The sequence below is a fragment of the Fibrella aquatilis genome, assembly GCF_017353255.1.
In the GTDB taxonomy this organism is placed as follows: domain Bacteria; phylum Bacteroidota; class Bacteroidia; order Cytophagales; family Spirosomataceae; genus Fibrella; species Fibrella aquatilis.
Genome location: NZ_JAFMYU010000006.1, coordinates 183,031 through 207,461 on the forward strand (window position 1 = coordinate 183,031; position 24,431 = coordinate 207,461).

A 24,431-nucleotide genomic window follows, 5' to 3' on the forward strand; every position below is an offset into this window, starting at 1 on the left:
AGGTGGTCAGTTTGATCAACGCCCTGTGTTTTCGGATCAGTGAGTAGAAACGAAACCCGCCGAAAGACCTGAAAACGGACTTCTGACGGGTTTCTGGATGGATAATCAGTGGGGCTAGCCGCCTGCGTTCAAATTCGCTTGTCAATCTCACGCCCAAACGGCTGATTGTATGACCGTTTGCCGGTGGTTTTGTATAGCGCGTTGGCTACGGCCCCAAACACCGGTGGGAAGGGCGGCTCGCCAAGACCCGTGGGGTCAATGTCGTTTTGCACAAAATGAACCTCAATATGTTGGGGTGCTTCGTTGTGCCGAATCATCCGGTACCGGTCGAAGTTGGTTTGCTCAGGCACACCTTCTTTTTGCACCAGGCCACCATACAGGGCATTGCCAATGCCATCGACCACGGCACCTTCTACCATGTTGCGGGCGGCATCTGGGTTGACCACCACCCCGCAGTCTATGGCGCTGTAGGTTTTCTGCACGTAAGGTTGTCCATTACGCAGGGTCATTTCCACCACGTGGCCGGCGTATGAGTTGTGGCAGAAATACGCCGCCACGCCCCGGTTTTTGGCCTTGTTTTCGGGTTTGTCCCAGCCCGATTTTTCGCGCAGCAGGGTCAGTACCCCGGCGTAGCGGTCGGCGTCGTAGTCGTTGAACTTACCAACAGGGTTTGCTTTGGCCTGTTTTAGCAGATCGAGCCGGAGGTCGAAGGGGTCTTTGCCCATCAACTCGGCCAGTTCGTCAAGAAACGACTGCTCGGCGGCGGCGTTAAAGTTGGAACGCGGCGCGCGGAAGGCACCAATCGTGATATTCGACGGAATCTCCCAGCCCTCGGCCAGGTAATTGGCCACGGCCCCCGCCGGGAAGCGGTGGGCATGCACCGGGTGTTCGGGAATTCCACCCCCTTTCACGTGGAAGCCAATCAGGTTTTTGTCGGCATCCAGGGCAGCCCGGTAGGTGGCCGTATACATGGGCCGGTAGATGCCGTAGGTCATGTCGTCTTCGCGGGTGTAGACCAGCTTAACGGGTGCCTTAACCTGCCGCGAAATCACGCCCGCCTCGACCATATAATGCGGGTAGGCCCGCCGCCCGAAGCCGCCGCCCATGCGGGTCATCTGGATCTCTACTTTGTCTTTGGGCAGGCCAAACCGGTTTGCCAGCGTTTCTTCGGCCAGTCCCGGTGCCTGTAGCGGCCCCACAAACAAGGCTTTGTCGGCCGTGACGTGGGCAAAGCAGTTCATCGGCTCCATGGTGTTGTGGGCCAGAAACGGAGCCGTGTAGGTACGTTCCAGCACCTGCGCTGCGTTTTTGAACGCCGTTTCGGGGTCGCCGTCTTTGCGGAGCACGGTGGCTGGTTGTTTGGCGCGCTCGTCCATTTTGGCAAACTGAGCAGCCGTGCTCTCTAGGCCACCGGGTGTAAACTCTTCGCGTTTGTTGCCCCGCATGTTGAGCACTTCCTTAAAGTCAGGCGCGGGTTCCCAGTTCACTTTCAGCTTCTTGCGGGCGTTCATCACCTCCCAGGTGCTGTTGCCCACAATGGCCACCAGTTCGTTGAACGTGCGGGTTTCAAACATGCCCCGTTCAGAGCCGTCTTCAAACACTTTAAACGAAAAAATGGCGTTGATACCCGGCATTTTCAAGGCCTGGCTGGCATCGAACGATTTGAGTTTCATGCCAAAGGCGGGCGGGTGCTGCACCATGGCCAGCAACATCCCCGGCTGCTCGTAATCGATGCCGAAAAGCGGTTTGCCCGTTACAACCTTTTTGCCTTCTACGTTTTTCTTAGAGTGTCGAACCACCGAAAAGTCGGCCGGGGTTTTGAGTTTCGCCGTTTTGGGTACTGTTATGGTAGCGGCCTTAGACGCCATCTCACCATAGGTAGCCGATTTACCGCTGGCGTGGCTTAGCGTACCTGCTTTCGTGGTGACCTCTTCGACGGGAACACCCCAGGCCTGGGCGGCGGCTTCGCGGAGCATGTGCCGGGCCGAAGCACCCGCCTGCCGGAGGGGTTTCCAGTAGGCCCGCACCGACTGACTGCCCCCCGTAAACTGGAACCCGTACTTTACGCCGTCGTGCGCGGCCATGTCGACCACTACGTTTTTCCAGTCGGCATCCAGTTCTTCGGCCAGAATCATGGGTAGGGAGGTCATCACGTTCTGCCCAAACTCAGGATTCGGGCACATCAGCTTGATGACATTGTCGGGCGTAATCTGGATATAGCCATTAAGTTCGACCCACGGGAGGGGCAGTGCCTCTGCCGGTAGCTTATCGGCACCTTGCGCGGTAGTGAACCAGCTGACACTGAGCAGCATACCTCCGCCGCTGAGCACCGAGGCCTTCAGAAACGAACGCCGGTTTAGATTGGTCTTCGTGGTCTTCATCTTATTTTTTCGCGGCTGAGTGGATGGCTGCTTTGATACGCGTATAGGTGCCGCACCGGCAGATGTTGCCGCTCATGGCCCCGTCAATGTCGGCGGCGGTTGGGTTAGGCGTGGTCTTGAGCAGGCTCGCCGCGCTCATGATCTGCCCCGACTGGCAGTAGCCGCACTGGGCTACGTCGTGTTCCAGCCACGCTTTCTGCACAGGGTGGTCGCCGGTGACCGATAGCCCTTCGATGGTCGTGATCTGCTGACTCGCCACCGCCGACATAGGCAGTTGGCACGAGCGCGTTGCTACGCCATTGACGTGTACCGTGCAGGCGCCGCACTGGGCAATGCCGCAGCCATATTTGGTGCCTTTAAGGCCCATGGTGTCGCGGAGTGCCCACAGCAGGGGCATTTGGGGGTCAACGCTGAGGGTTTTGCGTTTCCCGTTGAGTGTGAAGGTTATGGTTGCCATCGGCGAAGAAACGTCTTTTGTGCGTCTACAAAGATATTCGTACTGATAACCTGCGCGTTACGAAAAACAAATAATCTTGTATGGATTTCAAACGGGTAATAGACGGGTGCTGACAACATACTGGCGGAAAAGCTACTAACCAGGTGGTAGGGTAGCGGCCTATTTCAGCTTAACGGGCCGCATAAGCTTCGAGAACGTGAGCGACCCCATCGTCCACTTGCCGTTTTCGTTGACGTATACCTCCGTCACCATAAACGGGTTGACCACTTCGTTGCCACCCACTACAGCCACCAGGTCGATGTCATTTAAGAGGATAGCCGTGTTGCCAATCATGTTCACCGTGGCCGAATATACCTCTGCTTTTTTGTACCAGATATTTCCGCTTTTGATGACGTTCAGCTCCTGCTCTTTGCCCCACGAGCCGCCCATGTGAACAAACATCGACTTGGCATCGAAGAGCGTAGCGAGCTTGTCCACGTTCTTGTCGGCCATCCATTGCCATTTTTCCTTTGAGAGGTTGATGACGTCCTGCTCTGCCTTGGTTTGCGCAGAGGCCGATAATGCGCCTATGATGAAGAAACACAGGCCGAAAATTGATGCTTTCATATTTGATTGATAAAGGGTTAGCAATAGTTGTGTTAATGCTTGATTACGTGGGTGTCGCGCACACTGCTGAAGGTCAGGGCTAAGATTTTCCAGGCCTTCGCCTGTTTTTTGTAGACCTCAGTAACCGTAAACTCGGTCTTTGCCTCGGTACCCCGAACCATGGCCACCAGCGTAATCCGGCTCCAGATAATGGCCGTATTGTCGTCGAAAAGCTCTACCGCTACATCGTGTACATCCGCCTGCTTGTACCAGATACTGCCAGTCTTGATGATATCGAGTTCTTCGTCCTTTTTCCAGGTGCCACTCATATGGACAAATTTCGACTTGTTGTCGAAGAGGGTGGCCAGTTTGTCTACGTTCTTGTCGGCCATCCATTGCCACTTTTGCTTCGAGAGGTCAATGATTTCCTGTTCAGCCTTGGTAGGCGGAGTGGCTGCTGAGGCACTAGTCGGGTTAGATTGGGCAATGGCCGATGAGGCACCCATGATGAAAAAACACAGGCCAAGAATGGTTGATTTCATGCTGATTATTAGAAGTTTATGGTGATTGGGTATCTGGTTAACGTGCCTTAATCGGTTATTTTTCGTTCGCCCAGCCATTTCGCCATCGCCGGGTCGCGGTGGTCGAAGAAGAGGCTGGCGTTGGTATTCAGCGTTTTGATGGCCTCCATATCGTCGGCCGTTAACTCAAAATCGAGGCTGTTGAAATTCTCGGCCATGCGCTCCTTCCGAACCGATTTCGGGATGGCCACCACACCGCGCTGTGTCAGCCAGCGCAGAATAACCTGGGCAACCGATTTGTTGTATTTCGCGCCGATGGAACGCAGTAGTTCGTTCTGGAAAATGTCGTTTTTACCTTCCGCAAACGGCCCCCACGATTCGATCTGCACCTTTTGCTCCACCATAAACTGCTGACTAGCAACCTGTTGGTGAAACGGGTGCGTTTCGATCTGGTTCACCGCCGGAACGATTTCGTTGTGGATAATCAGATCGATCAGTCGGTCGGGGTGGAAATTGCTCACGCCAATGGCCCGCGCCCGGCCCTCTTTATAGATTTCCTGCATGGCCCGCCATTCGCCATACACATCGCCGAAGGGCTGGTGAATCAGGTACAGGTCTACGTAATCCAGTCCCAGTTTGTTGAGCGAACTGTCGAACGCCTTTTTTGCTCCCTCATACCCGTCTGACTGAATCCAGAGTTTGGTGGTGATAAACAGATCTTCTCTGGGGACACCACATTTTTTGATGGCCTGCCCAACGGCTTCTTCGTTTCTGTATGCCGCCGCCGTGTCGATCAGCCGATAGCCTACGTCGATGGCATCCAGTACGCTGCGTTCACATTCGGCCAGGTCAGGCACCTGAAAGACCCCAAAGCCCAGGATGGGCATGGTCACGCCGTTGTTCAAGGTTACGTGTTGCATGGGCTTGTTAGGGTAGCGTGCCATCAGGACCGGAAGGACTTGGGACTGGCACCGGTTATTTTCTTGAAGAAGTTGTTGAAATACGTCGGGTAGTCGTAGCCCAGGCCGTAGGCAATGTCGGCAATGCTCCAGTCGGTATGTTGCAGCAGGGCTTTGGCTTCGCTGATGACCCGGTCGGCAATATGGGCCGTGGTGGGGCGCCCCGTCACTTCCTTTACCACCCGGTTCAGGTGATTGACGTGTACCGACAGCCGGAGTGCATAATCCTGCGCGGTACGTAGCGTCAGGGGTTTGTCGGGGTTTTCAATGGGAAATTGTCGTTCCAGCAGTTCCAGAAACAGCGAGGCAATGCGGAAGGCGGCATTTTGGGGCTTCACCAGCCCGTCGGGGGGCTGTAGCTTCAAGGTTTCGTGGATAATGAGGTTGATGTAGGTACGAATCAGTTCACCCTTAAAGACATAGTCGGTGTCCTGTTCGGCCAGCATCTTTTGAAAAAGGGGGGTTATGACCGCCCGCTGTTCGTCGTTGAGCAGGAAAACGGGGGTGCCACCAATCTTGAACAGGGGCGATTGCTGCAAGCTCTCCGAGCGGTCGTGGGGCTTGAGAAACTCCTCGGTAAACACGCAGGCATAGCCCGTTTGCAGGTCGGCGAGCCGCTCTACTGAATACGGCACGTGCGGATTGGCGAAAAATAGCGACGTACCCTGTAGTTCCAGGCTCCGGTCGGCATAGTGAATCAGCAGATGCCCCGTGCTCAATACGACCTTGTAGAAGTCCCGGCGGGCGTACAGGTGCGGGCGACTGACTGACGAGTCAACGGCATACACCTTAAAGCCCTTCAGCTTTAATTCGCTTGAGTTGGCCTCGGCGTTCTGCGTGTCAGGTTGATTTGTCATCGTGCAAACTTAATAAATTCAAACAAACACAGCCTGCTACTCCCGCAGCGTGTTGGTGTAGCGGGTAAACCCGGCGGCAATGCCTACGCGGATGAAGCTGTAGCGGTCGTTGAAGTAGATGTTGTAGGGGTCTTCGCCGTAGTAGCCCAGGGTAGTAAACAAGCCCGCGTCGCGGCTGAAGGGCGGTATGTACCAAACGGTGAGTTCAGCGTTGAATCGTCGCCCGGCGGCATCAATAGGCCAGCCGTTCAGGCTGTTGGTAGCGTAGGAGGCCTGTAGGGTCATGCGTAGGCGTTCGGTGGTGACCGCAGACGATACCGTAGTATTCTTGCGGGAAAAAATTCGGTAGGTGGCCTGTCCCAGCAAGCGGGCAAAACCATACTGCCCCGCCAACCCGTCCGACGCATTGAAAACGGGGGCGTGCCAGCGGAAACCGAGATTGTAGTAGGTACCGTGTTGCCCTTTGCCGTGCGTACCCCAGTTGTAGGTAGCCTGAAGGTAGTTGGTCGAAAAATCACCGGTTTCGGTGTTGTAGGTGCCGTTGGGCCGGAATACCTCGCCATCCTGCCCGTTGGAGTGATGAAAATATTGGCCTTCCAAGTACTTGTAGTGAATCACGTTGGCACTGAGGCGGTAGAACACCTGCGCCCCCAGCCGGAAACTTGGCGTACGAATGGGCGACGAGCGGTCGGTGCGCACACGGGCCATGAATCGCTGCGTAACCGCCACCGACAGCCGCGACTTGGGATTGTCAAGCAGAAAATAAGCCGCAATCAGCTCACCATTAAGCGCATATTTGCCCGGTGCCCCCAACTCGCCATTGGGCGATATGTAGGACGGATCACGGTTGGCCCGGAAAAACTCGTTGTAGCGATGATTTAAAAACGACGCCGAATCAGGTTGAGCAGTAGCAACGGCCACAGACAAGAGCAGCCCAGCGCAGGTAAGATGCAGTTTCGTCACAAGCGTTGAGAGGAGTAAACCTATAAGGTCGAAAGAGACCTTATAGGTTGAACTGGCGTAAGCTACGCTGATGCAACCTATAAGGTCTCTTTCGACCTTATAGGTTTGGCCGGTCCAGCAACGTATACACGGCGTCGGGCAGGGTATCGGCTACCTTGATGTCGCTTAGTTCGCGGGGGCCGCGCTTGCCAGACAGCTTAATTTTTCCGTAATCTTTGTAGTCGGTCCAGGGCAGGACGAAGCCCGGTTTTTCGTCCGAAAATTTGGGGTAATAAGCCCACTGCGACACCAGGCGCGTGGTTTTGTCAACCCACACCTGATACTTATTCTGGGGGGTGTCGCCTACGCCTTTGAACGTCATCTGAAGCAAATCGGCGGGTTGGCCATCCTGCGTTTTGGCTTCGCCGAGGTCTTTGAGCGTCACGCCCGAATCTTTCAGTTTGAAGGGCATCAGCAGCCAGTACGAGTCGTTAATCCAGGCACTTTTGGCGGCTTTCACAAACTTGGCCACGCTGTCGGGCTGAGTTTCTTCCTTGCCATTGCGAAACACGCGGCCTTTGTCGGTGTTGATGTTGAGCACCACCGACTGGTCATTTTTGAGGTTGTCTACCCGCACGTTGCCTGTCCACTTGTCCCAGTGCAGGCGACGAAACCCCAGAAACGTCCAGGCAATGTGGCGGGTTTGGTCCCAGGCTTTGCGGCCACCTTGTGCAGCCATCACCTCATCGGCAATCTGAATGGCGCGTTTATCCGAACCGGCCATGTCGAAGCCGGGCGCGGCGGGGTTATTCTTTTTTTGGGCCAGCAGGGGCATGGTCACCAGCAACAGCAAAAGCAAGAAAGGGTAAAAGCGGTTCATGGACGATGACGAGATTGAGATGAGGTAACAAAGAAAGCCGATTCATAACAGTTTACAGTTTAGAGTTTAAGGGAGTTTTCAGTTGGAAGGCCATCGCTTACGTCTAAACTGTAAACTTTCTTGAACTTCAAACTGAAAACTCCCTCCCATGACCCTCACCCAGCTTGAGTATATCGTTGCTATAGATACCCATCGCCACTTTGCCACGGCGGCTGAACACTGCCACGTGACGCAGCCTACGTTGAGTATGCAGATTCAGAAGCTGGAAGATGAACTCGGCGTGCTTTTGTTCGACCGGTCGAAGCAACCGGTAGTGCCGACCGATATGGGGCAACTCATTGTAGCACAGGCCCGTATGGTATTGCAAACGTCGCGACGGATTCCCGAAATGGCGCAGGAATCGCGTGATGAGGTGGGTGGCGAACTGCGGCTGGGCATTATTCCGACGCTGGCACCGTACTTACTCCCCCACTTCATCGGTGCCTTTATGAAACGCCACCCGCAGGTGACGGTGCATCTCCAGGAGCTACTGACCGACCAGATCACCGAACGCCTGCGCAACGGCCTGCTCGACGTGGGCATTGTGGTGACGCCCCTCCGCGAAAACACCATGACCGAACTGCCCCTCTTCCGCGAACCGTTTACGGTCTACGCCGCCGTTGGGCATCCCTTGCTGGAAAAAAAGGTTATCTCGCCCCCCGACCTGGCAGCCGACGGCCTCTGGCTTTTGTCGGAAGGCCACTGTTTTCGCGAGCAGGTGCTGAATCTGTGTGGATCTAACCGCGTCCGCGAAACACCGCTACAATACGAGACGGGGTCGCTGGAAACGCTCATCAAACTCATCGACCGGCAGGGTGGGTTCACGCTCCTCCCCGAACTCGCCACCCTCGACCTCGACCCCGCCCGGCAGGCCCGCATCCGTCGTTTTGCCGGGGAGCAACCCGCCCGCGACATCAGCTTGGTTATGCACCGCAGTTTCCTGAAACGCAGCCTCATCAACGCCCTCCGCAAAGAAATTCTGGCACATCTGCCAATGGAAATAAAGAATGTATAGCAAGTGGACTTACCGAATGGCCGACAGGTGCAGGTAATAAATGGTTTCGCCCCCATATTTTGGGTCAAAACCACGGGCCTGAAAATACCGGCCGTTGAAGACTACCCGCTTACCAAGCCAACGAGATGCCTGGGGCCAATTGCAAACAATACCTACCCAGACGCTGTCAATGGTGTTGGGCACCCCGGTGCTAATCACATACGATTTTAGGTCGTCTCTGTATTCGACAAAGCCTTCACAATCGACTACTTGCTGTACAAATTGTGTGGTATCCTGGCAACTCTTTTTCAGGAACTTCACCATACCGGCCGAGTCAAGCTCCGATGGTGTCGTTATAGTAGTAATATCTGTTACGCCTGGGATATATGGCTCCTGAGCGTATAGGTGAGTGGCTGATCCTACTATCAATACCAGCGCCATGAGGCTGTATTTACCAATTAGGACCTGCATAAGCTACCAAAGATTATGATGTACTGGTAGATGCAAAAAGCGGGCTGGAAGCATACTTCCAACCCGCTTTTAATTAAGGCGAAAACGATGTTCGCTTAGTGGAACCCTTGCTGTGTTAAGTACGTACGGTCGGCTTCGTTGCGGGGGTGAACGCCCACCACAATGCCACCGCCTTTCAAACCTTCTTCATAAGCCTGTGCCGTGGCTTCGGGTATACCCGAGCCTACGAGGGCACCTACTAAACCGCCTGCCAAACCACCTACGCCGGCGCCAGCAAACGCCGCCGCCAACGGACCCGCTACCACCAGACCCAGGCCCGGCAACACCAGGTTAGAACCAATAGCCGCAATGGCAGCAGCTACCGCGCCAATGGTACCCCCAATGGCCGACCCCTTACCTGCATCTTCCATGGCCTTGTCGCCCAGCGCCGAATGGTCGGTGCCTGCGTTGTCATGGGCGAAATGCCGTTCGCGGGTTTCGTCGGTCATCACCAGGTTTACGTCTTCTTTTGAAAAGCCGTGGCTGATCAGCGAATTGTAAGCCTGCTCGGCCTGCTGGCGATCATTGAAAAGTTCAGTCATCATTGGCATAGTGCCTTGCCCAGTCGTGGTGTTCTGGCTGCCCATCGAATCAGTAGTCATACTAAGGTTGTGGTTTTGTTGAATGCCATCGGCTAACCTGTTTAACCGATAGTTTTAGAACGGTAACAGCTAAGCGATGTTCAGGCAAACCGAGTAAACAACCGTACGTCAACTAAAACCCTGCTGGCTATCAGTGGCTTAACGTTGCTATATTTCGTAACCGGTACTAACTGGCTATATTCGTTAACCACCTCCCAGGCCAAATAAGCCCCGCCGCACTTTGAAACTCTTTTTCAGTCCCCGGACCAGCAGGTAGGCGCCAATCAGGCCGAAAATGATGGCCAGAATGGTGATCTGCAAAATAGCAAACACAACGGCCACCAAAATCACGATCACCGACGCTTTCAATTGCCACGAGATACGCTGCCACCAGTTCAGTTTTTTCTTGGGTGGCAAGCCCAAAATTTCGCGTAGGGTTTTGCGCTGCTTGGGGCCAGGCCCAGGGCCGTTTTCTAGTTCGTCGGCTGGTTTGTTTCTCTGATCAGGCGCGGCAGGTGAAGTAGGGCGGCGGGTTAGCAGCCGTTGCGCACGGGCGTGGTGCTCCTGAATACGCTGGCTGGCTGGTATAGCCGAGGGCGTAACGTCAACGTAGGCAACAGGGGGCGTTGTAGCCTCAGCGGGTGGTTCGGTGGCGGGTAGGGCAGGATCTGTGGCAGGCCGGGCGGTAATAGGGGTGTAAAAAACGTCGCGGTGGGCGCGCTGAAACGTAGCGGTGGGTCGGTGGCAACCCGACATCGACAGACCAATACATACGGCCAACAGACCGGCAGGTACACGCATAGAATAAGTTGGATAAAGACGCTTCTTTACAACGCGCTCAGGCCGCAAGGGATTATATAAATAGGGTAAATGGTTTGTGGTGATGAGGGTGATGCGCTTATAAAGAGGGGGTTATTTTGATAATCGGGGGTATTGATTGGTGGTTGCTGTCGCGTGTGCGTAGCAACCACCAACCAATACCCCCCCCACTGCAAGTCTACAAGAGACGATGCCAACCTTTCCTCAGTAAAGTAGATCAATCAAATAAGTGGGTTTTTTGGTTAACTCAACGTTCACTCACTGCGCTATGTCGTTCTTCTGCCGATATGCGGTTCGCCGTTTGGGGGTATGCGTCTGTTTGCTAGGCTGTTGGGCTGTGGTCGTAATGGGTATGGTGGGTTGCGAGCAGAGAAACACGCCCGATCTGACGCCCATTTCGCAGCCTGCTTCCACATCCGTAACCCCGCCCGTGGCCGCGTCTATCTCGGTCCCGCTGCTCTACGCGGCCAGCTTCGACGGCAATTTGTACGCCCTTGACACCCTCACCGGCCAACCCCGTTGGACGTTCCGAGCCGATACGTCTATCAAATCCAGTCCGGTGGTAGCCTACGGACTGGTGTTTGTGGGTAGCAATGGCAAGTCTGTTCATGCCATTGACGGCGCGACGGGCAAGCAGCGGTGGCAGTTCAAAACAGGGTCATACGTCTACGCAAGCCCCACAGTAGTGGACGGTCGGGTGTTTGTGGGCAGCATGGACAACAACATTTACGCCCTTGACGCCATGACGGGCCGACCGCTTTGGTTATACAGGGCAAACTACGGTTTCTACGCCAGCCCCGCCGTGGCTAATGGCCTGGTCTATGTCGGTGGCCTCGATGGAAACCTCTACGCCTTAACGACCGAATCCGGCACGCTGAAATGGCTGACAAAAACAAACGACTACATCCTCTCTAGCCCGGTGGTGGCGGACGGAACTGTGTATATCGGCAGCAACGACAAAAAAATATATGCCGTAGATGCCCTCACAGGAAAACCCCGATGGTTTGTTCAAGCTGGTTCGGCTATCGACAGCAGCCCGGTGGTGGCAGGCGAGAGGCTGTATGTGGCAGAGGCTTCCGGTAAGTTATACGCGCTGAACGCCACCACCGGCCAACAGCAATGGGCGTTTCAGACCACTGCGGGCATCAACGGCAGCCCGGTGGTGGCGGGCGGCACGGTCTATATCGGTAGTCGTGACCATGCTCTTTACGCCCTTAGTGCCACCACCGGGGCCGTGCAATGGACATTTCGAACCCAGTTCGATATATACGGGACGCCCTTTGTCTCTGGCCGAACGGTTTATGTGGGCAGCAACGACGGGCGCATATATGCCGTTGACCGCGCCACGAAGCAGGCCCGGTGGTCCTTCCAGACGGGCGGCGTAGTGGTGTCGAGTCCAGTGGCGGCCCAAAAAGAAGTGGCCCTGGGTGCTTACCCAACCGTGAGTGGGGGAGGCAAGTAGCTAAGCAAGTGGCAGTTTGGCAGTGGCTAACGCGCTGGCAACTGCCGGAAGAAAAGGAATGAATATGCACGTTCGACAGTATGGACTTATTGGGTTGCTGGGGCTACTGCTGGGGTGCGTCAGTACCTATGACCCCGACCTGGCGCTGAACGCCCGGCTGGTGGTGGTAAGCGGCACCCTTACTGATCTGCCTGAGCAGCAAGTAATTACGCTGAGTCGATCGCGCTCTGGCCGGGACAGCGCCAATGTAAGCACGCCCATCAGCAACGCCGTAGCCGAGGTGGTAGTGAACGGGGCCGAGACGCTACTGCTAACCGAAACACAACCGGGCACGTATGTGCTGCCAACCGGTTTTCGCGGCAAGGTGGGTAACACCTATCAACTTCGTTTTCGAACGTCCGAAGGCGGACGCTATGCCTCGTCGGAGGAGGCGATGGCGGCGGTTCCGGGCATTGACCGGGCCTACGACCAATTCAACCCACGCGGCCCAAAAACCAACGCCGACGGCCTGCCCATTCCCGCCAACGATGTTTATGTGGACTTTGCTGACCCGGCTGGTACGCGTAATTTTTACCTCTGGCGGTGGCGGCTCTACGAAACCCAGGCCTGGTGCGCCACCTGCAAACAGGGGCGCTACGTCTTGCGCGACATTGGCCCGCTGGGGTCCGGCCCGATTGAAGTAATTGGCTGCGTGCCCGACTCGTCGTTGTCTGTCACAAACCTGTACGACTACACTTGCCGGGGCAATTGCTGGGATATTTTTTATAGCACCAGCATCGACGTGTTTGCCGACAGCTATACCAACGGCCAACCGCAGGCGGGGCATAAAGTGGCGAGTATACCCGTCTACCAGCGCGACCCGGCCCTGATCGTGATTGAACAACTGTCGCTGTCGCCCAACGCGTATCGGTATTACAAACTCTTCGCCGATCAGGTGCAAAATACGGGCACCCTGGCCGATGCCCCCCCCGCCCCCATTTCAGGTAATGTGAAAAACCAGGCTAACCCCGCCGAAAATGTGGTGGGCTACTTCGCGGCATCGTCGGTGGCGGTGAACCGGTACAAGATCAACCGGCAGAATGTGACCTCTACGGGGAAATTTCAGGGGCTGTTTTACGCTCAAAATGGCCGCGTCCCCAACGTGGAGGTGCCCAAAGGTGAAACCGAATATGGTAAAGGCTTACCCTCGGCCTTGTGCATTCCGAGCCGCAACCGCACTGACCAACTGCCACCGGGCTGGAATCAATAGACGCCTGCGACCTCAACGCCTATGAACCGACTGTATTTTTTTTGTTTTTTACTGTTAGCTCAGACTGCCGTTGCCCAGTCAGTGCGTACCAGACCTCTATTGGCGGGGGTGGCTACGCCGGGTAGTGCCGTTACGCTGATTGGCGGTCCGGCCTCAACCGGTGGGCCGGTGGTGCTAACAGCCGACCCCATCACAGGAGCCTGGGCATCGTTGGCAATAGCTTTTGCCGACGGTCCCCAGACAGTAACGGTTGTGGCCAGTAGTCCAGATAGCATACCTACGGTTGCCACCCTACATTTTTCCGTAACGGCTCGGCTCACTGTAGGTACACCACTAACGGAGCAGCCGATAGTGCAGGATAATACGGTGGGTCGAAAAGGTATACCCTACACCCTGAGCGGCACAGTATACGATTCGCTGACAAAACGACCGTTGGCAGGAGTAGCCGTAGTGGTCGACTACCGAAAACAGCTTACTGGTACTACCACCGACGCCGACGGGCATTACAGTCTACGGCTAAACCTGGGCGAACATAGTGTGGTGCTGCGGCTGGTGGGCTACAAACCGGAGCGGCGGGTGGTACGCATAACGGGCGAGGCAGAAACGCTCGACGTGAACATGGAAAGCGTGGCCAGTCAGCTGGAAGAAGTGGTGGTCACTACCCAGGGTGTGGATGACTATGTGCGGAAGCCAATTCTAGGCGTTAATCAGTTGAATATCAATACACTTAAAAAGATACCTTCCGCACTGGGTGAGGTCGATCTGCTGCGCGGCCTGCAACTGCTGCCGGGCGTAACGAGCGTGGGCGAAGCCAGCAACGGGGTTAACATCCGCGGCGGCACTACCGACCAAAACCTGATCCTGCTCGACGACACGCCGATTTTCAATCCCACCCACATGTTTGGCCTGTTTTCGGTGTTCCCACCCGATGTGCTCGGCACGGTTGATCTCTACAAAGGCAACGTGCCCGCCCGTTTTGGGGGCAGGGCCGCGGCGGTGCTCGACGTGACCCTGCGCAACCCTGACCTTAACAAAGCACAACTGGCCGGAGGCATCAGCTTTGTGTCGGACAGAATCACCGCCGACATTCCGATTGTGAAGGGGAAACTGGGTATTTTGGTGGCCGGGCGCGGGGCATTCAACGACTTTCTCCTGCCCCGTATCTCCGACCGCTTAGCCGATATCCGAGCCAAATTTGGCGACGGGGTTATCAAGGCATTCTGGCGCATTAATGACCGCAATACCTTGACCGCCACGGGCTATTACAGCAAAGACCTCTTCCAGACGGGACTGCTGGCCAACCTGCCCAACGTAAACGGCACCGCTACCCGCTACGACCACCAGACGCTGAACCTGATGGCCCGTTGGTTTCGGACGCTCTCGCCCCGCGCCGACCTGCAAACCACCGCCCTCTACGTGCATTATGTGCCCACGATCCTCTCGCCCGAACTCAACTCAGGTAATGTGGTGCAGTTGCGGTCGTCGGTATTGCAGCGGCAGGTGAAGTCGGCGCTGAACATTGCGTTGCCCAGCCAGAAGCTGGAAATTGGTCTCAGCGGTGTTCATTATCAGATTGAGCCGGGCACGTTATTGCCGGGCGGTAGTACGCAGGTCAATTATATCACCACCCCCACAGAAAATGCCCTTGAACTGGCCCTTCACGCCGATTATGAGCGAAACCTGGGGCCTAACCTAGCCGTGTCGGTGGGGTTGCGTTACGCCCAATTCTTATCGCTGGGGCCGTCGTTGGTGCGGCAGTATCGCCCCGGCGAACCCCGCGACGATGTATCAATAATTGACTCAGTGCGCTACGGCGCGGGGCAGGTATCGAAGACGTATGGTGGCCCCGAACCGCGCATCGGCCTGCGGTATACGCTAGGCCCCAACGCCTCGCTGAAAGTGGGGTATAACCTCATGCGGCAGTTTTTGCAGGTAGTTACCAACACCACCACGCCGCTGCCTACCTCGCGCTGGAAAACATCCGACGCTAACATTCGGCCACAGGTGAGTCAACTGCTCACGGCGGGGTATTTTCTGAACTTCCACAGCAACGTTTACGAGCTAACCGTAGAGGGGTATTATCGCAGTACACAGCACATTATCGATTACCGGCCCGGTGCCGATTTTCTGCTGCAACCCTACCCTGAAACGCAGTTGTTGCAGGGTCAAAGCCGCGCCTACGGACTGGAAACAATGATTTCGAAGAAAAAAGGCGAGCTAACGGGCTGGATCAACTACACCTACGCCCGGACGCTGAATCAGGTCTACGAGGGTGCGTCGGTAGAGCAAAACGTGAACGGCGGCACCTGGTACCGTGCCAACTACGACCGCCCACACACGCTCAACGCCTCCATGACCATCGACGTCGACAAGCACAATAGTTTTGGCTTAACCTTCGCCTACAGCACAGGTCGCCCCTACACAGCCCCCACGGGTTTTGTTACGATTGATGATTTGCAATACCCGTACTACGGCGAACGCAACCAGGCCCGCCTGCCCGATTACCACCGCCTCGATTTTGTCTGGAACATCTATAATCCCAGCATGAAGAGTCGGCGCTGGGAGGGGCGCTGGGCATTTACGGTCTACAACCTCTATGGCCGCGACAATGCGTATTCCGTCTTTTTCAAAACCGAAAACGGCCGTACCCGGGCCTACCAGCTCCAGATTTTCGCCGCCCCCATCGCCTCGCTGGCGTATAATTTTGTGTTCAAGTAAGGGGAGTTTAAACTCTAGACCTTAAACTTTAAACTCCCCTTTCCACACAAACTTCAAACTCGGCTGTACGAAGCCGATTCGTTCATAGAAACGGTGCGTTTGGGTGCGGCGGCGGTTGGACGTTACCTCTAGATGTACCCAGTTTTCGCGGCGGGCCAGGTCCATAAAATGCTCGACTAACTGTTGCCCAACGCCTTGGCTGCGCCAGTCGGGCAGCACGTACATTTCCTGAATTTCACCTACCAGTCCGGCATGATGTAGTAGCGCCTGCACGTGGCAACTGGCAAAGCCAACCAATTGATTGTCAGCTTCAGCAAGCACATAATGCACAGTTGGATTAGCCAAATTTCGCTCAAAAACAGCCCCAAACGCGACTTTATCCAGCACCATTTCCTCCAAATCGCACAGGCATTGGTACACAAACGGCAGGTCAGCTAGGGAGGCGGAACGGGTTGTCATTTACGACTTACGATTGACGAGCGGTCCGCCGCCGCGGTTACGATTTTTGCTGACGCCAGTGTACGCTTGCTTCAGCCAACTGGCGTCAGCAAAAATCGTAACCGCGGCGGCGGACCGCTCGTCAATCGTAAGTCGTAAATCCCATCACCAGTTTTTGTCTTTCAAAAATTTGTCGAGATCGGCGCGGGGCATGGGCACTTTGGTAGGGTTGGCGTCGATCCACTTCATAAAATCCTGTTTAATGTCGGCGGTCCAGGCCTGATCGATCTGGCCGGGCGTGTATTTGCCTTCGCGCAGCATCTGGTGGCCGAACCCATCCTGCAAACCAATAAATTCGGCGTTGAGAATCACCTTCTCGGCCAGGTGCGCGGGGATGAAAATGACGCCTTCTTTTTTGGCCAGCACCACGTCGCCGGGCAACACAATGGCCCGCCCAATGCGGATGGGGCAGTTCACGCAGGTCATGGTCATGTCCTGAATATAGCTGGGGTCGAAGCCGCGTACCCAACCGTTGAAGCCGGGAATGTCTTCCAGCCCTTCCAGGTCGCGTACACTTCCATCGAAGATGATGCCCGTCTTCGTTTTGGCGTAAATTGAGTTGCCCAGGTTGTCGCCGATTAGCGTACCCCAGACTATTTTCCCCATGCCGTCGGCCACGTAGACATCGCCGTTCTGGAGCATGTCAATGGGCCACGAGTTAGTGTTGCCTTTGCGCCCCTGATTCTTGCCCATTTCTTTAATGGGCTTCTCCATGTCGGGCCGCGAGGGCATATACTGGGCCGTGAGCACGCGCCCCACCATAGGCTGGTCGGGCCGGATGATCTGCCAGTTGCCGTCGAACTGATTAGTATAGCCTTCACCTTTCAAAATACCCCAAGCTTCTTCCAACGACACTTTTTTCAGGCGCTGCAACAGTCCGTCGGCCACCTTCGGGCGACCATCGGCCATGCGTTCGCCGGTCCAGGCGGCGGTGTAAAACTGGAGCTGATCTTTAGGCAGCTGAATCTGCGCCAAGGCGGGCAGGCAAGCAAGGGTGAGTAAGGGTAGTAGGAGTTGTTTTTTCATAAGAAAGAGCTGGCTGTTACCAATTTATGGCTGAAAGAAGCAGGTGTAAGTAAAATACTAAGAGGGGCTGGTTTTGAGGGAAATGACCCTTTTCACACATGAAGAAGTCCCTACTCAACTTGCTTCGGCAGACGCCCGACAAACCTGTTCCGCTAACTTCCAGCGCCACACCTCCACTCATAGTATCCGCAGCCCCTTCGCGGCGTGATTTTCTTCAGAAATCCAGCCTCGGCGGGCTGTCTGTCGGGCTGCTGTTCGACAAACTGAAAAGCCCGTTTGCCGCCGATCAGGAACTGGAATTCACCACCCAGAAAGTGAACAGAGCAGGCGCTCCGTCGGACCTGAAAATCACCGATATGCGCATCGCCAACCTGGTGGGGGTGCCCTTCAGTAGCCCCATCATCCGCATCGATACCAACCAGGGGTTAGTAGGCTGGGGCGAAGTGCGCGACGGAGCCAGCCCCAACTATGCGCTGATGCTGAAGCAGCGGCTACTGGGTAAAAACCCGTGTAATGTGGAGCAGATTTTCAAAGCTATCAAGCAGTTTGGCGGGCACAGCCGGGCGGCGGGCGGCGTGTGTGGCGTAGAAATGGCCCTGTGGGATCTAGCCGGAAAAGCCTATAACGTACCTGTTTATCAAATGCTTGGCGGCAAATACCGCGATCAGGTGCGCCTCTACGCCGACACCCCCGAAGGTGGCACGTATGAGGAGTTTGCCACCAACATGAAAAAGCGGACGGGCAAGGGATATTCTTTTCTGAAGATGGATTTCGGCATCGGTATGTTGGCCGGGCAAAAAGACATGCTCGTCGGCGCCAACGTCTGGGACATTACCAACCAGTATAACGGCAAAGAGAATAAGGTGGGTAACTATGGCCAGACCAAGCACCCCTTCACCCGGATTCAGGTTACGAAAAAAGGCCTCGACAAACTAGTGGAACACGTGGGCAAAGTGCGTGAGATCGTAGGCTACGACATCCCCCTCGCCGCCGACCATTTCGGCCATTTCGACGTGAACACGGCCATTCAGATTGGTAAGGCCATGGAGCCGTTTCGGCTGGCATGGCTCGAAGACATGGTACCCTGGTTCTACACCGATCAGTGGAAACAAATCACCAACGCCATTGACACGCCCACACTCACCGGCGAAGATATTTTCCTGAAAGAAGAGTTCATCAAGCTTATTGACAACCGCGCCATCGACATGATCCACCCCGATCTGGCGTCGTCGGGCGGGATTCTGGAGACGAAAAAAATTGGTGATTACGCCGAAGAGGCGGGCATTCCCATGGCCATGCACTTTGCCGGATCACCCATTTCTATGCTGGCCAACGTGCATTGCGCCGCCGCCACCGAAAACTTCGTGGCCCTGGAGCACCACGGCGTAGACGTAGAAGGTTGGGAAGACATCGTGACGGGCCTGAAACCGATTGTCGACAACGGCTTTGTGCGCGTACCCGACAAGCCCGGCCTGGGTGTGGAGCTAAACGAAGAGGTGGCCAAGAAATTCCTCAAAAAAGGCGGCACCTGGTTCGCCCCCACCGACATCTGGAACACGCGGGATTCGTGGGATCGGGAGTGGAGTTAAAAAGTGATGAGTGGTGAACGATGAGTGGTGAGTTTGCTTCCGCCAGCGTAAATGCTCTTGCGGAAGCAAACTCACCACTCATCGTTCATCACTTATCACTCCTTTTCACAGTCCAGCCACTCATAGCCTGGGTCAATGGGGGCGCCGTCGGGGGCGGAGAGGCTGGGGCTGGCTACGGGGGGCTGCTGTGGGTTGCGGAGGTATTGTTCAATGAGCCACTGCAACTGGCTGTCACTGCCGTGATATAGCGGGCTGCGCACGGAGTGGTCTATGACGAAATAGTAGCGAATATGCTGGATGGCGTCGTGCGCTACGGCCCGCACCCGGCTGTCGGCATCGCGGTCGGTGGCCAGGGCAATGAGGCTTTCGAGCAGGCGGCGGCTGGTCATCTGCTGAATGGCTTCGGGGTAAGTCTGCGCCTCGCCTTTGTAGTACAGCAGTGGTTTAAACGTAACGTCGATTAACCCTTTCATTACGTCAGCCAGACCGGGCATGGCGGGGTTCTGTGCTTTTTGGTTCAACAGGCGGGCGCCACGTTCGGGGTTTAGTAGCAGCCGGAGGGTAAGGTTAGCGGCAGCTTCGGGTGGCCCCATTGGGTCGAACGTAAGGCCGGTATGGCGTTTAAATACCTCGCGGGGGTTGGGGTCGACGCCAAACGCGCGGGGCGGAATCAGGTCCAGAATAGCCCTTGGTACGGCCAGCGTTTTAGGGTCCAATGTAGATAGTAGCACGGTCAGCGCCCGGCGTTGTGCATCGGCGGGGACGGTCTCGACCACCGGCTGTCCGTCGCCGCGCAGGGCATAGCTGTACGAGACCCCGGCCAGCACCTTGCTCGTGGCCTCTACCTGGTAGCGGTGAAACATGTACATCGGCACGAGCACTTCTTCCAGATTAGCCATCGGCATACCCACCGGAATCTTCGACGCACTGAAATTGGCGAGGGCAATTTGCCGGATCTTCAGCGTACGCGACAGTTCAGCTACGGCGTCGGTGCCGCCCGCATCCCAAAGGTGCGTTTGGGGGTGAGCACTGCCTTCGGGCCGGGCATCCTGATCGCTCAAAAATTTCAAGCCTTTTTTTAGATAAGCTTGAATAAGACCATCCAGGGCCACCTTTTCATTTGTGCCTTTCGGAAAATCCTGGTAGCCGTATATAATCGCCGCCTTATCCCACTCGCCAATTCCACGGGCATAAGCACTGTCGAGCGTGAGTTTATCACCCGCCAGGATGCTCACCTGCGGATGCGGGTAATCCATCACCGACGACCGGTTGATGGTGCTGGCGATGTAGTTATGTGGCAACCCCAGCGTGTGGCCCACCTCGTGCGCCGCCAACTGCCGCAGCCGGGCCAGAGCCATGGGCATCAAGGCGGCGGTGTCGGCGGCATTATTCTCGAAACGGGCCATCAGCCCCTGGGCAATGAGGTAATCCTGCCGTACCCGCAGCGACCCCAGCGTAACCTTGCCTTTCAGAATTTCGCCCGTGCGGGGGTCGGTGATGCTGGCCCCGTAGCTCCAGCCGCGCGTAGACCGGTGTACCCACTGCACCAGGTTGTAACGTATATCCATCGGGTCGGCATCGGCTGGTAAGAGCTTCACCTGAAACGCATTACGATAGCCCGCCGCCTCAAACGCCTGATTCCACCAGCTCGTGCCCTCCATCAGCGCCGACCGGATTGGTTCGGGTGCGCCGGGATCCATATAATAGATAATTGGCTTCACCGGGTCGCTAATGGCGGCCGACGGGTCTTTCTTGGCCAACCGGTGCCGCGTGATGTACCGCTTTTGAATAGGTTGACTCACTGGCGAGGCATAATCGAAAAACTCGATGTTGTTTAGCCCCGACCGCGGGTCGAACAGGCGGGGCGTATAGGAGCCATCCAGCGGGGGCAGTTCCACAAACGAGTGGTGTTGGCGCATGGTCACGGCCGTGGGCGTGGGCACCACCTGCCGCAAATACGGTCCGGGGGCATCGCCGGTGAGGGTGATGGTGGCCTCGAATTCGGTGTTTTTCGGAAAGGCTTTCGTGCGGGGCAGGTAGAGCGCACAGCGGCTGGCATCGACTTTGAAACTGCCCTGTTTGGTCTGTGAAATAGCCTGCACGGCCCCCACAGCGTCCTGCATTAGAAACGGCGTCAGGTCTACCAGTACTTTCCGACCCGTCGGACCGTCACCTTCTTCGGCAACGATCTCAAAACCAGCATGTACCGACTGCGCAAATGACTCGGCCACGGCGCGGCGCTCCAGCGAATCGCGGCTGAGGGCGCGGTAACCGTAATTGGGTTCAATCATGAGCACTTTGTTGCCGCTGCGCTCAAAGGTCACCACGTGTTCGGCACCGAGGCGGCCCCGGTCCAGGCCAATGTCGTTGGACCCCACGCCCTGTGCCAGGGTAGGATAGTAGAGCAACTCCTGCCCGAACTTATCAATTTCGAGCCAGATTTTGCCTTTCTTGGCATCCCAGTAATAGGTCAGAAAGCCCGGATGTTTCTCCATGCCGGCGGCGAAGGTGGCGATGGTCTGGGCAAAGAGCGGAGCCGTAAGCAGCGAAAGCAGCAGAACAAGCGAGTAGCGTTGGCGCATATTGAGCAGGTTGTATAGACCGGGAAAATAGCGGTTTTTCAGGCAGTTTGCACCACCACCCGAGATTGGCTGCTTTTATAATTGAGGCACACAAAACAAAAAAGGGAACACCTTGCGGGTTCCCTTTTTGCTTAAACAGCCAATTACGCTGCCCGGAGGCTGACGGGTGCGGCAATCGGCAAGCTAAGGTCATCAGTCGGTTACCAGCACACGCTGTGATAGTTGCGTAGTACCCGACACGGCGCGTAAAATATAAACACCCACCGGCAACGCCCCCACTGGACGAAGCGCTTGACTACCAGCTTGCTCTGCGCTGATCACCTGTACGGCAACAGCTTTGCCCGTCAGCGTACTCAAGCTAATATCGGGGGTGGGCATGTTGTAGAGTTGGTAACGGATGAGCGTAGACGACACTGGGTTGGGCGACACCAGCAAGAGCGGAGCCGAGGGGTCGAGCGTGACAGCCACCGGCTTACTAAACTGAATCTGGCCGTCGCGGTCGGTTTGGCGCAGGCGGTAGTAGCTCGTACCCAGCAGGGGGGCATCGTCGTTGAGACCGTAGTGCCGAATTTGCGCTGATTCTCTCGCTGCGGTCACGTTGCCCACCGGGCCAAATTCACCTAGTTGCTGGCTGCGCTCTACCGTAAAGTAATCGCTGTTATGTTCGCTGGCCGTAGACCAGCTCAGCCGCACCTGATTGACGGCTGCTTCGGCCCGGAACACCATCAACTCGACGGGGAGGCTGGCGGTAATGCTAAAATTAACGTTCGATATGTCGAAGAAGATGGTGTTGCTACCCTTAACCTTAATCCGGGCTGTACTGGTGAGTACGGTAGGCAGCGTGACTGGTTCGGTCCCGTCGTTGGGCGTATTACTCAACAGCGTAGTCGGAAACGTTTGTCCGCCATCGGTCGAAAGCAAAATGTCTACCGCAGCGCAGTTAACGGGCGGAGCAGTGGTATTGGCCACGTCCCAGGTAATGGTCTGCACGGAATTGCCGGGATAGCTGCCAGCCAGGTTGGTAGTTTCCAGAAAAGGCCCCGACCCCCCATCTACCGTTATCGTCACGCTCTGGTTGGTCACCCCGCCCACATTGTCGCGCACAGTTAGCCGGTGGTTGGTTGCCACCCCCACCGAGGCGAGTTTGTCGCCTTTGGCGTAATTACTGCCGTTCAGGATGGCTTCCAGCCGAGGGTAAGTACGTGTACCTGATGATACAGGCGGGTAACTGCGCGAAAATGGGGGCATGGCCGTGTTGGCCAGCGTGGCTGGCGTGGGCGTTACGGTGCCAATATTGGTGCCCTCCCAGGCGTAGCTGAGCACGTCGGCAGCGTCTGCATCAGTAGCCGTACCCGACAGCATAAACGGCGTTGATTTAGGGATCGTCACTGCAGTTGGGAAGCTGGTGATGACCGGAATGGCGTTGCCCAACCCACTGCTGGTGAAGCAGGAGAGCGTGTTGATGTAGGTGACCGCCTGCTCGTAGCTGACCGTGTGAAAGTTTAAAAATGGCTGGTAACCAGCTTCATAGTCATCGTTGCCGGTGGCGTCGGAGCAGGTAAAGCCGTAGCTCATGATGGTTGTGCCAGCACCCGGCTCTACCGAGGTGGTAGCCTCGCGGGTGGTGCAAACGGGAATGCTGCTGTTGAAGGTGTGGCTCATGCCAAACTGATGGCCTACCTCGTGGCTCAGCAACTGATCGTCGAACACGGGGGCAAACTGCGCCGGGTTTCCCACCCCCGACACGCCCTTGCCCTTATCAGCCGATACGCAGGCCGATGGCGAACTGGCGATACCACCACCCGAACCACCTTCATAGCTGATTACATGCCCCACATCATAGGCGGCATTGCCCAGGACATTATCCAGGTTGGTTTGATTTTCGCCCAGCATGGTGATCTGGTTCGTGTTGGTGTAGGGATCGGTGGCGGCGTTGGGGTATACCAGGCCTACGCCACTAACCAGCGTGAAGGCAACACTTAGCTCGCGGCGGTACACGGCGTTCATCCGGTTAACAAAGGCAACCAGCGCCGTATAGGCCGCATTGACATCACCACCACCCCGTTGTGCGGTGAACTCGCCGGTAGCAGCCACCGCCAGTTTGAACGTCCGCAGGGTAGTGCCCACGTTGGTTTGTGCCCCTTTTCGGCCTTGCTTATCGGTAGTGGGGAGGGCCTGAGGGCTGTTGGTGCCACATTGGCTGGTTGCTTTGGGAACAACAGCCGGTGCCTTAATCACGTCGCGGGCAAAGTAGGTAAGATACAGCCGGTCTGTAGGATCAGTGCTGGTTTTGGTGACGTAAACAGCATCGCCTGACACCCCCAACACGATGGCATCGAACCCGCTGGGAGTCAGGCTAAACCGCAGGCTGTAAGTAGGATGGCTGGTTCCCGTACCAGAATACGTCTTAATAGTTGGGTTCTGGGCCGCAATGGCCGGAGCAAGTATGGGTGATTCCACCACCTGAAACGACTCGGTAGTCCCGTCGGGCAGGGGTATGTTGAGGCGCAGGGCAGGGGTTTTTCGGTCAAATTCAAGCGGCGCCTTTTCCAGAAAACTACGCAGCTTATCAGCGCTGAGCAGGTAGGCCGAAGAGGCCCGAACAGTCTGAGCGGCCGGTGTGGAAAAACGGAGATGTGCCGCCGACTCGAAAAAGGTCTGCTGACCAAACAGGCTAGCCGATGGCAAACAAAAGGCCAAAGCCAAAAGGATTACGCGTATAGGTAGTGGTAAAACCATAGACTAAATGCTGGGTAATATAGGTTGGACGGGTAAGACGGAT

20 protein-coding genes are annotated in these 24,431 nt (G+C 56.1%); 5 read left to right on the forward strand and 15 right to left on the reverse strand.

Going from position 1 to position 24,431, the window contains the following annotated elements; all coding sequences use genetic code 11:
- Positions 1 to 128 precede the first annotated feature (128 nt).
- The 8 genes from J2I48_RS10090 to J2I48_RS10125 all read right to left on the reverse strand — a co-directional run bounded on the left by J2I48_RS10090 (position 129) and on the right by J2I48_RS10125 (position 7,582).
- Positions 129 to 2,381 (reverse strand): xanthine dehydrogenase family protein molybdopterin-binding subunit, encoded by a 2,253-nt coding sequence (locus J2I48_RS10090; protein ID WP_207335308.1) that lies wholly within the window; start codon positions 2,379 to 2,381, stop codon positions 129 to 131.
- Position 2,382: 1 nt separating this feature from the next.
- A complete protein-coding gene (locus J2I48_RS10095; RefSeq protein ID WP_207335309.1) occupies positions 2,383 to 2,838 on the reverse strand; it encodes a (2Fe-2S)-binding protein in 456 nt (151 codons plus the stop codon).
- A gap of 159 nt (positions 2,839 to 2,997) precedes the next feature.
- Positions 2,998 to 3,444, reverse strand: coding sequence for a nuclear transport factor 2 family protein (locus J2I48_RS10100; RefSeq protein WP_207335310.1), 447 nt, complete (start codon positions 3,442 to 3,444; stop codon positions 2,998 to 3,000).
- A gap of 32 nt (positions 3,445 to 3,476) precedes the next feature.
- On the reverse strand, positions 3,477 to 3,965 hold the full coding sequence (locus tag J2I48_RS10105) for a nuclear transport factor 2 family protein (RefSeq protein WP_207335311.1): 489 nt from the start codon (positions 3,963 to 3,965) through the stop codon (positions 3,477 to 3,479).
- Positions 3,966 to 4,012: 47 nt separating this feature from the next.
- Positions 4,013 to 4,864, reverse strand: a complete 852-nt coding sequence (locus J2I48_RS10110; RefSeq protein ID WP_207335312.1) for an aldo/keto reductase — start codon at positions 4,862 to 4,864, stop codon at positions 4,013 to 4,015.
- Between the two features lie 23 nt (positions 4,865 to 4,887).
- A complete protein-coding gene (locus J2I48_RS10115) occupies positions 4,888 to 5,760 on the reverse strand; it encodes a helix-turn-helix domain-containing protein (RefSeq protein WP_207335313.1) in 873 nt (290 codons plus the stop codon).
- Positions 5,761 to 5,796: 36 nt separating this feature from the next.
- Positions 5,797 to 6,723 carry a hypothetical protein gene (locus tag J2I48_RS10120; RefSeq protein ID WP_207335314.1) on the reverse strand — a complete coding sequence of 309 codons (927 nt, stop codon included), beginning with the start codon at positions 6,721 to 6,723 and terminating at the stop codon, positions 5,797 to 5,799.
- Between the two features lie 97 nt (positions 6,724 to 6,820).
- Positions 6,821 to 7,582 carry a hypothetical protein gene (locus J2I48_RS10125; protein ID WP_229376055.1) on the reverse strand — a complete coding sequence of 254 codons (762 nt, stop codon included), beginning with the start codon at positions 7,580 to 7,582 and terminating at the stop codon, positions 6,821 to 6,823.
- 148 nt (positions 7,583 to 7,730) lie between these two features.
- Here J2I48_RS10125 and J2I48_RS10130 point away from each other — a divergent pair, with 148 nt between their 5' ends.
- Entirely contained in the window at positions 7,731 to 8,636 is a 906-nt protein-coding gene (locus J2I48_RS10130; protein WP_207335315.1) for a hydrogen peroxide-inducible genes activator, read from the forward strand.
- A 9-nt stretch (positions 8,637 to 8,645) separates the two neighbouring features.
- On the opposite strand, the gene J2I48_RS10135 is transcribed toward J2I48_RS10130, so the two are convergent.
- The 3 genes from J2I48_RS10135 to J2I48_RS10145 all read right to left on the reverse strand — a co-directional run bounded on the left by J2I48_RS10135 (position 8,646) and on the right by J2I48_RS10145 (position 10,507).
- Positions 8,646 to 9,086, reverse strand: coding sequence for a hypothetical protein (locus J2I48_RS10135; protein ID WP_207335316.1), 441 nt, complete (start codon positions 9,084 to 9,086; stop codon positions 8,646 to 8,648).
- Positions 9,087 to 9,181: 95 nt separating this feature from the next.
- Complete coding sequence (locus J2I48_RS10140; protein ID WP_207335317.1) at positions 9,182 to 9,727, reverse strand: hypothetical protein; 546 nt, start codon at positions 9,725 to 9,727, stop codon at positions 9,182 to 9,184.
- 183 nt (positions 9,728 to 9,910) lie between these two features.
- On the reverse strand, positions 9,911 to 10,507 hold the full coding sequence (locus J2I48_RS10145; RefSeq protein ID WP_207335318.1) for an NADH-quinone oxidoreductase subunit E: 597 nt from the start codon (positions 10,505 to 10,507) through the stop codon (positions 9,911 to 9,913).
- A 286-nt stretch (positions 10,508 to 10,793) separates the two neighbouring features.
- On the opposite strand from J2I48_RS10145, the gene J2I48_RS10150 reads away from it, so the two are divergent.
- The 3 genes from J2I48_RS10150 (at position 10,794) to J2I48_RS10160 (ending at position 15,954) form a co-directional block, all read left to right on the forward strand.
- Positions 10,794 to 11,987 carry a PQQ-binding-like beta-propeller repeat protein gene (locus J2I48_RS10150; RefSeq protein WP_207335319.1) on the forward strand — a complete coding sequence of 398 codons (1,194 nt, stop codon included), beginning with the start codon at positions 10,794 to 10,796 and terminating at the stop codon, positions 11,985 to 11,987.
- Between the two features lie 64 nt (positions 11,988 to 12,051).
- On the forward strand, positions 12,052 to 13,236 hold the full coding sequence (locus J2I48_RS10155) for a DUF4249 domain-containing protein (RefSeq protein ID WP_207335320.1): 1,185 nt from the start codon (positions 12,052 to 12,054) through the stop codon (positions 13,234 to 13,236).
- Positions 13,237 to 13,257: 21 nt separating this feature from the next.
- Positions 13,258 to 15,954, forward strand: a complete 2,697-nt coding sequence (locus J2I48_RS10160; RefSeq protein ID WP_207335321.1) for a TonB-dependent receptor — start codon at positions 13,258 to 13,260, stop codon at positions 15,952 to 15,954.
- A gap of 21 nt (positions 15,955 to 15,975) precedes the next feature.
- Here the strand turns inward: J2I48_RS10160 and J2I48_RS10165 are convergent, their stop codons facing one another.
- Positions 15,976 to 16,413 carry a GNAT family N-acetyltransferase gene (locus J2I48_RS10165; protein WP_207335322.1) on the reverse strand — a complete coding sequence of 146 codons (438 nt, stop codon included), beginning with the start codon at positions 16,411 to 16,413 and terminating at the stop codon, positions 15,976 to 15,978.
- Between the two features lie 144 nt (positions 16,414 to 16,557).
- Positions 16,558 to 17,478: an RraA family protein gene (locus J2I48_RS10170; RefSeq protein WP_207335323.1), complete on the reverse strand. Its 921-nt coding sequence runs from the start codon at positions 17,476 to 17,478 to the stop codon at positions 16,558 to 16,560.
- A gap of 98 nt (positions 17,479 to 17,576) precedes the next feature.
- On the opposite strand from J2I48_RS10170, the gene J2I48_RS10175 reads away from it, so the two are divergent.
- On the forward strand, positions 17,577 to 19,067 hold the full coding sequence (locus J2I48_RS10175) for a mandelate racemase/muconate lactonizing enzyme family protein (protein WP_207335324.1): 1,491 nt from the start codon (positions 17,577 to 17,579) through the stop codon (positions 19,065 to 19,067).
- A 95-nt stretch (positions 19,068 to 19,162) separates the two neighbouring features.
- Here J2I48_RS10175 and J2I48_RS10180 read toward each other — a convergent pair whose 3' ends face one another.
- A complete protein-coding gene (locus J2I48_RS10180) occupies positions 19,163 to 21,649 on the reverse strand; it encodes a zinc-dependent metalloprotease (protein ID WP_207335325.1) in 2,487 nt (828 codons plus the stop codon).
- Positions 21,650 to 21,841: 192 nt separating this feature from the next.
- A complete protein-coding gene (locus J2I48_RS10185) occupies positions 21,842 to 24,349 on the reverse strand; it encodes a zinc-dependent metalloprotease (protein ID WP_207335326.1) in 2,508 nt (835 codons plus the stop codon).
- Between the last annotated feature and the right edge of the window lie 82 nt (positions 24,350 to 24,431).

Bases quoted from the DNA above. Each gene is read 5' to 3' on its own strand.
- J2I48_RS10180 (WP_207335325.1), bottom strand. From the start codon at position 21,649: ATGCGCCAACGCTACTCGCTTGTTCTGCTGCTTTCGCTGCTTACGGCT.
- J2I48_RS10170 (WP_207335323.1), bottom strand. From the start codon at position 17,478: ATGAAAAAACAACTCCTACTACCCTTACTCACCCTTGCTTGCCTGCCC.
- J2I48_RS10090 (WP_207335308.1), bottom strand. From the start codon at position 2,381: ATGAAGACCACGAAGACCAATCTAAACCGGCGTTCGTTTCTGAAGGCC.
- J2I48_RS10130 (WP_207335315.1), top strand. From the start codon at position 7,731: ATGACCCTCACCCAGCTTGAGTATATCGTTGCTATAGATACCCATCGC.
- J2I48_RS10115 (WP_207335313.1), bottom strand. From the start codon at position 5,760: ATGACAAATCAACCTGACACGCAGAACGCCGAGGCCAACTCAAGCGAA.
- J2I48_RS10135 (WP_207335316.1), bottom strand. From the start codon at position 9,086: ATGCAGGTCCTAATTGGTAAATACAGCCTCATGGCGCTGGTATTGATA.
- J2I48_RS10160 (WP_207335321.1), top strand. From the start codon at position 13,258: ATGAACCGACTGTATTTTTTTTGTTTTTTACTGTTAGCTCAGACTGCC.
- J2I48_RS10175 (WP_207335324.1), top strand. From the start codon at position 17,577: ATGAAGAAGTCCCTACTCAACTTGCTTCGGCAGACGCCCGACAAACCT.
- J2I48_RS10155 (WP_207335320.1), top strand. From the start codon at position 12,052: ATGCACGTTCGACAGTATGGACTTATTGGGTTGCTGGGGCTACTGCTG.
- J2I48_RS10140 (WP_207335317.1), bottom strand. From the start codon at position 9,727: ATGACTACTGATTCGATGGGCAGCCAGAACACCACGACTGGGCAAGGC.
- J2I48_RS10145 (WP_207335318.1), bottom strand. From the start codon at position 10,507: ATGCGTGTACCTGCCGGTCTGTTGGCCGTATGTATTGGTCTGTCGATG.
- J2I48_RS10100 (WP_207335310.1), bottom strand. From the start codon at position 3,444: ATGAAAGCATCAATTTTCGGCCTGTGTTTCTTCATCATAGGCGCATTA.
- J2I48_RS10125 (WP_229376055.1), bottom strand. From the start codon at position 7,582: ATGAACCGCTTTTACCCTTTCTTGCTTTTGCTGTTGCTGGTGACCATG.
- J2I48_RS10095 (WP_207335309.1), bottom strand. From the start codon at position 2,838: ATGGCAACCATAACCTTCACACTCAACGGGAAACGCAAAACCCTCAGC.
- J2I48_RS10110 (WP_207335312.1), bottom strand. From the start codon at position 4,864: ATGCAACACGTAACCTTGAACAACGGCGTGACCATGCCCATCCTGGGC.
- J2I48_RS10150 (WP_207335319.1), top strand. From the start codon at position 10,794: ATGTCGTTCTTCTGCCGATATGCGGTTCGCCGTTTGGGGGTATGCGTC.
- J2I48_RS10105 (WP_207335311.1), bottom strand. From the start codon at position 3,965: ATGAAATCAACCATTCTTGGCCTGTGTTTTTTCATCATGGGTGCCTCA.
- J2I48_RS10165 (WP_207335322.1), bottom strand. From the start codon at position 16,413: ATGACAACCCGTTCCGCCTCCCTAGCTGACCTGCCGTTTGTGTACCAA.